Here is a 5,630-nt window from a genome sequence, read left to right as displayed (position 1 = left end):
GGCAATCTTATTGCCTTTTTTTGCTTTGATTTTTGTGACCTTTAGGTCACTGAAATAGTTTTGTAGTTCTCTTATCGCAGGCTGTAAAACCTTTTGATCAATTTGCCCCATTTGACGGTAGCTTTCAGGAATATCCATCAGTTCTTTAAAATCTTCGATTCTCACAACATAATAACCAGTAGACCGATACTGCATTAACAAACGAAATAAAGTTTTCGCATACGTTGAGCGTAATGACGTAAATGCTAACAAATCAAATTTACTAAATTCAGTTGTTAAACCGTTGATAATATACTCTAAATCAGGATTTACACTTACTTCAACGAATTTTTTTGTTTTATTGATTTCAAAACCAGTAAACAAAACAAAATATTTGATAGTGTCTTCATCTTCTGTGTGATATGAAAGGTTTAACATGTCTTTGTATAACTTTTCTAAATCGCCTACAAAAGCTTTGGTAGCAGTCATTTTATAATCACTTAACTCTTTTAATTCTTCAAAAGAAAAACGAATATTTTTTAAACCTTTATCTTTCATACGAGCACATAAAGCAAAGAACAAATCCATTTGCTTGGCATTAAACTTTTTAAGTGGTATCAAGTTCAATTCATTTTGATATTTAACTGCTAATTTCGTGTTATCTTCCATTCCTTTTGCCCCCTCACATCTAAAACTATAACAAACACTATCTAAATCGTAAATAGGTAGTGTCCTTTAATTTTAAAAACAGATAAAAAGGTGTTGGTAGTCAGATAAAAAGGTGTTGGTAGTCAGATAAAAAGGTGTTGGTAGTCAGATAAAAAGGTGTTGGTACTATTCTGTATCCCTTGGGAGAGTAAGGCGCAACAGTCCCCTAAAAAGAGTACTAAAAAATCTTATAAAAAATATATAAAAAAACGCGCGTGCGCGCGAGCAAAATTTCCCGCCTAAAAATTCCTTCTTTTTTCCCAAACAGGTTCGCGCAATTTGCTAAACTGTAAATTTGCTCCCTATGGTCGCTGGAAAGGTGTGATCGTTTCACTCTCACATTCTACTTGCAGCACTCCCTCCGGTCATTCGCTAAAAAACAAAAACCCGTTGGTCAAGGAAGCCTTTGTGAGGCTCTGAGCGCTCGTCTAAGCCGTTCTAAGACAAGTTTAGATAAAATCTCTTATCTTGTTGCTCAAGCGCCTTTCAGGCGGTCAGGGCAAGCCCTAACAACCCAAAAGCGGATATGCTATACTCAATTTTGGCAACTTGCCCCGATTGGGGGTGTTCACATGCTGCAACAAATTCTCACGTTGGTTGTCGCCCCTATCTTGGTGGGGATAGTCATTGAGCTATTTGCTTATTGGCTAGATAAGCGAGACGACAACTAAGCAAGTTGTCACTAGTCCACACGCTTGGAGTCGCAACAAGCGCAAAAAAAGCCACCTCTATTCGCAGTAGGGGTGGCTTTTGTGTTACACATGCTCGAAATTCTCACGTTTCGCACCTTGAGTATATCATGCTTTATTCGCAGGCTTCAAGCGCTCTGCCTGTTTTCGTGCTTGATAGTCGATAAATGATTGAATCGCTGAACGATAGTGTTTGTTGGCTAACACTGGTTTCCACGATCGTTTGTATTTGCTGGCACACAAAAAGTCTTCAAAGCTGGTGATTTGCTTGGCTTCCACCAAATCAATCATTTCTGCCAGACAGTCCATGTCTTTCATTTTTTTCTTTCTCCTGAGTATAAATTGAACGAGATTAGTCCTTATTCGCAAATTTTGACACCTTAGAGCCGTTTTAAATCGATTTATGTATAAAACTATTCCAGAGGTTTAAAACGTCTTAGAACGCATTTTAGACTTGTTTTTGAAATACTCTCTTTTTTGCTCGCGTAAAAATGTCTTATTTTGTGCTTGAAACAGTGTTGCTTCTAGACAAGGCACGACAAATTTCTTCGAATCGTCGTCTGGGTGCTCTTTGAAATAAGCCAATCCGTTATAGGCGAATTGTTGCTCAAATAAGGGATTATTGGCACTGCGATCGTTTACGTTTGGATTGAATTGTTCTTTGACGATAATATTTGTGAAATCGTGTTCTTTATCTTCGATTTCCACGGCTCGACGAAGGGCAAGATTTTCTAGCTGAAACCCTAATCCGCCTTGTTCTACGGGCGTAAATACGTCACTGTAACGCATGGTTTTTCGTTTTGGATAAGTGATTCCTCGTGTTTTACTAAAGATATTCATGCCTGGAGAATACAGCTTTAAGCGTCCCCCTTTTTTCTTGGCTTGTTTTGAATCCACTCTCAGTGGCGCAATTCCTTCTGAGCCATCCTCTTTCACGGGAGAAAAAACATAATTGGCGTTATTTGTTCCGTCTTCGTTTTGATCCACCAACGTATCGGTCAAATAACTAGTTAGATAGGCGCCTAAATTATCGGTTTCATGGATTGCATGAATATCGACAAATCCTTTTTGCCATAGTTCTGCGAGTGTTTTTTTAGGGATAAAAACACTGCGTCTTTTTGGAAATTTCAACAATAAGTGCACATGCCAAGCTCCCCGCTCTTGCGGCTCAAGTATACGGAGTGCTTCCCACTGTCCTTTTTTACCGAATTCCCTGTCTGTATAGCGTTTCAAGCGTTGCGCAAACAGTTTGTACCAGTAAGAAACGACATTCGGATCTGTTTCATTTTCTGCACAGGTTAAGGTAATCCAAAGTTCGTTTTTTGCTCCAAAGAAGTTGTTATTTATTAAATAACCGAGCTTCTTAATCGTTTGTCGAATCGAGTTCAAACTTTCCCCTCGATTTTCGATATGCTTAAATTCTTTTACTTCTCCAGAATCAAGGTCGACATACTGATCAGCATTGAGTTTCCGGATATAGGACGTATGATTTCTATGTTTCATGTATTGCACTTCTGCAATTGCGCCCATAGAAGTTACAGTCACAAGGTCATCAGGCTCTATAAATGCATCTGTCGGTTTCATTGTCGGCATACAATCACCTCTATTTCGAGAAAAATCAACGTGCTTGCGAGGTAAGGGGCTCCGCCGAAAAACGCACAACGCCGTGCTAATGTTTAATGAAAAATCAAGTCAATAAGTGCCTCGGTCGCTTCGCTCCCTCGCCCCTTTGCTTATTTGTTCGTTTTGGCACTCCGCTTCTAGCGGTCGGTCACATGTCTTATGAGGGCTAGGCGCATAACGCTAGGACGTGTACACACGCCCTCCCGCCCTCAACGACATGACCGTTCCCGAATCGTGCCAACCCAAACGAACAAATAAGCAAGAAGTCTATGGTTTATCTGTATTTTATCAAAATTTTTCTTTCCATGAGAAGGAAAAGAGTTTCTTTTTGTCCCCGCTGTCTATTTTTGCGAAAAAAGGGGGAATGCAGCAATGAAGAGACATGCTTTTTTCGTCTAATCTCGTTATTTTTCCTTCATGGACTCTTGAGAAGGGCTTGCATAAAACAAAAAAATGCCCTAGATAGAATGGCTGAATCCCTTGGGGGACAAGGAAGTCAAAATTTTTGACCTCCAAAAATCAACAAACAAGGTCTTTCCTGATTGCTCTATGCTTGTTATAATTAGCCCCAAGAACGTTCTCCGTCGTTCTTGACACTCTTTTCATAGAGATTTTCCTATTCGCCCTAAAACGTCTGAAATCGCGTTTTAGGGTGCTTTTTTTTACACAAAAGCTTTTTGACAATCCTTAGATTTGCTATAATCACTTTGAGAACGTCTTCCATCGTTCTCTCCACAAAGCTAATCCATAAATCCATAAGATTCATGCAAAACGCCCTAGAATGCTCTATATGCTATTTTAGGGCGTTTTGCTGTATGCTATACTCAATCTTGGCAACTTGCCCCAAAAGGGGGTGTTACTTTTGAAAGATCTCATCATAACAGTCATTGCACCAATCTTTGTTGGGCTAGTCATCGAACTAGTTTCTCATTGGTTAGACGAGAAAGATAATGACTAACAAGTTGCCACTAACCACACACTTGTTTTTGTCGCTGCAACAAAAACAAAAAAAGCCAGTCCTTGGTCAGAAGGGCTGGCTTTTGTGTTACTATCAGATCTCATCACAACCTGCAAATTGATTATATCAACCCTGGTTTCAAAATGCAAAATCCAAGTGCATGCCCGGCTGTCAGGGAAGCAGGTCAACCCAAATGAACCCATTTTCGCTGGGAAAAGAACGATTTGAAAAATAAAAAAATGGTTGTCAGCATTCACTAACAGCCACTGTGACAAAAAATGCACATATGAAACTTATCTTCGTTTCTCTTTGGTTATTTCCCATTAATTGGCTTAGGATACTTTTTTATTTTCTTTCGCCGTTCCTCTTCTAAACGTGCATGTTCTTCAAAACGTTCAAATAAACGTTTCTCAAAATCTGTTTTAGGAGTAAAACGATATTTTCTCGGTCTCCCTACTGACTTCATAGAATCCCTCACATTCTTGTCTATTTTTATTTTTCTTGTTTTTTATATTTTATATTTACCAAATAACCGTGTATTTCTGCAAATGCAAAAAACAAGCCTTTCTTTCACTAGGCTTGTTTTTTGTTGTACTTTTCAATTTTCGCTAACTATTGACGAATTTAACTAATCAAAGGACCGCCAACTGAACGTACATCTTTTAAAGCATCAGTTTGAAAGAATTGGACAAAAGCATTCCAATGTTTTTGTGTTTCGTCAGAAATTTCAATGCTATGGAATCCTATTAATTTGCTGATTCTTGCATAGAAACGGGATATCGCATAATCAGAAGCTTTGTAGCTAGCTTTAGGATTTTCTAAAATTTGCAAAGTATCATGAATCATATTTTGAACTTCTATATCGTATATTGAAAAACGTGCGGATCGATTAAAACTGCAACTAAATTCATTGATTAGAGAATGTGCTTCTTTTCGTAATTTTTTGTCCATAAAAGTACCTCATTTTTAAGGAAGATGGCCCCATAGAGCTCCTGTGATTCCAGAATTTATTGTATTATTTATTGTATTTGCTGCAACAGTATTCCAATTTACTCGACAAATACCAGATTGCATGTTTTTTTTGTTGTAAGGATATCCTTTTTTACATTCGATATTATCACTAATACTACTAAAAGGAGAATAATATCCAGGAGTAACTGCCGCTTCTGCTTTATCAGCTGGTAAAAAGAAAAGTATACCTAAGAAAACTGTTGCAAATAGACTAACTAAAACTTTATATTTATTAGTCATATCATTCGCCTCCTAAACTTAATTTTTAGCTATTTCATCAAAAAGAAAGCGTTATCTCTAGTTCTTGAGAATTGTATTATACAATACTATATTTGAAAAGCATAGTCTTTCCTGATAGCTCTATACTTGTTATTATTAGTCTTAAGAACGTTTCCCAGCGTTCTTAAGACTCTTTTTAGTCGTAGTTCCAGTTTTGCCCTAAAACGTTCGGACATTGCGTTTTAGGGTGTTTTTATCCAAAAAGCTTTTTGACAATCGCTAGATTTGTTATAATAGATTTACCATCAAAAGCAATACCTTTTTAGTAGCACGCTAATCACCTGGTTAGCGTGTCTTTTTTTGCGTTATTCCCCTGTTAACCAGTTATGCATGGTAATTTTAGGTAAATCGGATACTAAACCTGAAAAAGTAAATTCTAATTT

The 5,630-nt window shown here is 37.6% G+C and carries 8 protein-coding genes; 2 read left to right on the top strand and 6 right to left on the bottom strand.

The window, feature by feature from the left end; all coding sequences use genetic code 11:
- On the bottom strand, window positions 1-648 hold a 648-nt coding region (locus tag EG2_RS17915; protein ID WP_060815689.1), incomplete at its 3' end, for a replication initiation protein.
- 611 nt (window positions 649-1,259) lie between these two features.
- On the opposite strand from EG2_RS17915, the gene EG2_RS19035 reads away from it, so the two are divergent.
- Window positions 1,260-1,358, top strand: coding sequence for a type I toxin-antitoxin system Fst family toxin (locus EG2_RS19035; RefSeq protein ID WP_115241680.1), 99 nt, complete (start codon window positions 1,260-1,262; stop codon window positions 1,356-1,358).
- A gap of 126 nt (window positions 1,359-1,484) precedes the next feature.
- Here EG2_RS19035 and EG2_RS17910 read toward each other — a convergent pair whose 3' ends face one another.
- Together EG2_RS17910 and EG2_RS17905 are read right to left on the bottom strand one after the other, a co-directional pair.
- Window positions 1,485-1,694 carry a hypothetical protein gene (locus EG2_RS17910; protein ID WP_060815688.1) on the bottom strand — a complete coding sequence of 70 codons (210 nt, stop codon included), beginning with the start codon at window positions 1,692-1,694 and terminating at the stop codon, window positions 1,485-1,487.
- A gap of 108 nt (window positions 1,695-1,802) precedes the next feature.
- Window positions 1,803-2,969, bottom strand: a complete 1,167-nt coding sequence (locus EG2_RS17905) for a rolling circle replication-associated protein (RefSeq protein ID WP_060815686.1) — start codon at window positions 2,967-2,969, stop codon at window positions 1,803-1,805.
- Between the two features lie 883 nt (window positions 2,970-3,852).
- Between EG2_RS17905 and EG2_RS19030 the strand changes: the two genes are divergently transcribed.
- Window positions 3,853-3,957, top strand: coding sequence for a type I toxin-antitoxin system Fst family toxin (locus EG2_RS19030; protein ID WP_374188603.1), 105 nt, complete (start codon window positions 3,853-3,855; stop codon window positions 3,955-3,957).
- 313 nt (window positions 3,958-4,270) lie between these two features.
- Here EG2_RS19030 and EG2_RS19025 read toward each other — a convergent pair whose 3' ends face one another.
- The 3 genes from EG2_RS19025 to EG2_RS17890 all read right to left on the bottom strand — a co-directional run bounded on the left by EG2_RS19025 (window position 4,271) and on the right by EG2_RS17890 (window position 5,208).
- Entirely contained in the window at window positions 4,271-4,423 is a 153-nt protein-coding gene (locus EG2_RS19025) for a hypothetical protein (RefSeq protein ID WP_156424260.1), read from the bottom strand.
- A 158-nt stretch (window positions 4,424-4,581) separates the two neighbouring features.
- On the bottom strand, window positions 4,582-4,908 hold the full coding sequence (locus tag EG2_RS17895) for a hypothetical protein (RefSeq protein ID WP_060815681.1): 327 nt from the start codon (window positions 4,906-4,908) through the stop codon (window positions 4,582-4,584).
- 15 nt (window positions 4,909-4,923) lie between these two features.
- Window positions 4,924-5,208 (bottom strand): hypothetical protein, encoded by a 285-nt coding sequence (locus EG2_RS17890; protein WP_060815680.1) that lies wholly within the window; start codon window positions 5,206-5,208, stop codon window positions 4,924-4,926.
- Window positions 5,209-5,630: the final 422 nt, after the last annotated feature.

Source organism: Enterococcus gallinarum NBRC 100675, from assembly GCF_001544275.1.
Taxonomy (GTDB): domain Bacteria; phylum Bacillota; class Bacilli; order Lactobacillales; family Enterococcaceae; genus Enterococcus_D; species Enterococcus_D gallinarum.
This window is presented reverse-complemented; position numbering and strand designations above follow the sequence as displayed.

Bases quoted from the DNA above. Each gene is read 5' to 3' on its own strand.
- EG2_RS19035 (WP_115241680.1), top strand. From the start codon at position 1,260: ATGCTGCAACAAATTCTCACGTTGGTTGTCGCCCCTATCTTGGTGGGG.
- EG2_RS17910 (WP_060815688.1), bottom strand. From the start codon at position 1,694: ATGAAAGACATGGACTGTCTGGCAGAAATGATTGATTTGGTGGAAGCC.
- EG2_RS17905 (WP_060815686.1), bottom strand. From the start codon at position 2,969: ATGCCGACAATGAAACCGACAGATGCATTTATAGAGCCTGATGACCTT.
- EG2_RS19025 (WP_156424260.1), bottom strand. From the start codon at position 4,423: ATGAAGTCAGTAGGGAGACCGAGAAAATATCGTTTTACTCCTAAAACA.
- EG2_RS17895 (WP_060815681.1), bottom strand. From the start codon at position 4,908: ATGGACAAAAAATTACGAAAAGAAGCACATTCTCTAATCAATGAATTT.
- EG2_RS17890 (WP_060815680.1), bottom strand. From the start codon at position 5,208: ATGACTAATAAATATAAAGTTTTAGTTAGTCTATTTGCAACAGTTTTC.